We start from the raw sequence: 2,082 nt of genomic DNA on the forward strand, positions 1-2,082 counted from the left end.
GAGAACAAAAATTTCAAGGTGTCCCAGCCATGTCCACAATTGTATCTCGCCTGGATGTAACCAAGATTTTCTGCGATGTAGACGATTTTTGCTCAACCTGGGAACAGTGGTGGAAACAAGTGCCACAATTTCCATCAATGGCTAGTGAAGGGCGGTGCTTTTCGAGAATTCACTTAAGCGAAGTAATGACCATCTCAAAAACCTGTGTCAGATAGAACATTCTCGTCATCTTAGTATTTTTAATTTTTTAGTTAACTTGATGGCAGGATTGACTGCTTACACCTATTTGCCCAAAAAACCATCTATTGATATTGATCCAAAAGACTTATCTGCTCTACCTCCTGCTGTTTTTTAGTTCGTCGAACTCACGTAACATTAGCGATCGCAATTAAGAATTATTCAGCATTAAATCAACTAAACAATCAATCAAACGTTCATTTGTCATGGGGAGAATATCTTTGCCATGCAAAACTTCCTGGGTAATATGAAAATGCACTAACGTCCCGACAAAAACTCTTGCTGTTGCTTCTGGATCGGGTAAATTCAATTCGGGATGAGAACTTAGGTACTGACTCAAAGTCTCAAACACTGGTTTCATCATGTAGAGAACACAAACCTGAGCTAACTTGGGAAATCGCCCAGATTCCCCAATTATTACCCGCATTAATGCCCGGTGTTCTTCATCTTCTGACATTTGCGCCAATGCTTTCATTGCTAACTGACGCAGTATAATGTTTGGTTCTCCTTCTAAGGGTTGTTTCCCAAAAACTGACTGAAATTTTTTGCGTGTTCTTTGCTCAATTAAGGCTTTAAATAATCCTTCCTTATCCTGAAAATGGCTATAAACAGTCGCTTTAGATACACCTGCTGCTGCTGCTACTTTATCCATACTTGTACCAGCATATCCATGTACTAGGAACTCCTGCATAGCTCCTTGGAGAATTTTGTCAACTTTATTGATTGAAGTTCCACCATCAATATTACTTACTTTATTTCTTGCCATTTTTAAATTTTAATACATAAGGCGATATTTCAATTAAGGGTTTGCAAATCAAGAGTTGGGAGGTTCGTCCCCATCAAACAATTAAGCCAACCTCATGCAAAAATCAAACTAAACCGATTAGTTCTATTATATAGTATATTTAGTCAGTTGAGTTTAATTGAATCTGTGTAGATACCGTGCTCAAAAAAATTTAATTTACCAAAATGTAAGGAGAAAGTGAAAGCCTGTGAGAAAGAGCAACATGGTTGGGTGTTTCGTGTTTCAGACAGGGGATGAAACCGGAGACTGTGGGATAAATCCTATCGTCCCCACATAATCTCAAATAAATAACAAATTTCAAACCTATAATTCTTATGGAACCTATTATATCAATCAACAATCTAAACCATTATTTTGGTATAGGGAAATTACGCAAACAAGTATTATTTAGTATTAATTTGGAGATTCAAGCCGGGGAAGTTGTCCTGATGACTGGTCCTTCTGGTTCTGGTAAAACAACACTCCTCACTTTGGTGGGTAGTTTGCGTTCAACCCAAGAAGGCAGTTTAAAAATTTTAGGGCAAGAAATGTATGGTGCAAATTCTAGAAAAATGGACAGAGTAAGACGTAATAATGGTTATATTTTTCAAGCACATAATTTACATGAAAGTTTGACAGCATTACAAAACGTCAGAATGGGCTTAGAAATTCACAGTGGTATTCCAGTTAAAGAAATGAATGAGCGTTCCGCAAAAATACTGGAGCTAGTTGGTTTAGCCAATCATTTGCATTACTATCCAGAAAGTCTCTCAGGAGGACAAAAACAACGGGTAGCGATCGCTCGTGCTTTAGTCAGTCAACCTAAAATTGTACTTGCGGATGAACCTACAGCCGCCTTGGATAGTAAGACTGGTAGAGATGTGGTGAATTTAATGCAAAAGTTAGCCAGGGAGCAGCATTGCACTATTTTGCTAGTCACCCATGATAATCGGATTCTAGACATTGCAGATCGGATTATTTCTCTGGAAGATGGTAAATTAACCAATGCATCTGTAATCGCTAAAACTAACCAAAATTAAACAAAAAATCATTGCACAACA

General features: G+C 37.8%; 2 protein-coding genes and 2 pseudogenes. 3 read left to right on the plus strand and 1 reads right to left on the minus strand.

Annotated elements, in window-relative coordinates; all coding sequences use genetic code 11:
- Together CALSC_RS26825 and CALSC_RS27740 are read left to right on the plus strand one after the other, a co-directional pair.
- Window positions 1-215, plus strand: a pseudogene (locus tag CALSC_RS26825) (hypothetical protein); the annotation flags it as partial.
- Window positions 185-355: pseudogene (locus CALSC_RS27740) on the plus strand (IS982 family transposase); the annotation flags it as partial. The pseudogenes CALSC_RS26825 and CALSC_RS27740, both read left to right, overlap by 31 nt.
- A gap of 33 nt (window positions 356-388) precedes the next feature.
- On the opposite strand, the gene CALSC_RS25210 reads toward CALSC_RS27740, so the two are convergent.
- Window positions 389-1,003 carry a TetR/AcrR family transcriptional regulator gene (locus CALSC_RS25210; protein ID WP_088243926.1) on the minus strand — a complete coding sequence of 205 codons (615 nt, stop codon included), beginning with the start codon at window positions 1,001-1,003 and terminating at the stop codon, window positions 389-391.
- Between the two features lie 353 nt (window positions 1,004-1,356).
- Between CALSC_RS25210 and CALSC_RS25215 the strand changes: the two genes are divergently transcribed.
- Window positions 1,357-2,061, plus strand: a complete 705-nt coding sequence (locus CALSC_RS25215) for a DevA family ABC transporter ATP-binding protein (RefSeq protein ID WP_088243927.1) — start codon at window positions 1,357-1,359, stop codon at window positions 2,059-2,061.
- The last annotated feature ends 21 nt before the right edge of the window (window positions 2,062-2,082 follow it).

The organism is Calothrix rhizosoleniae SC01 (genome assembly GCF_900185595.1).
GTDB lineage: Bacteria > Cyanobacteriota > Cyanobacteriia > Cyanobacteriales > Nostocaceae > Calothrix_A > Calothrix_A rhizosoleniae.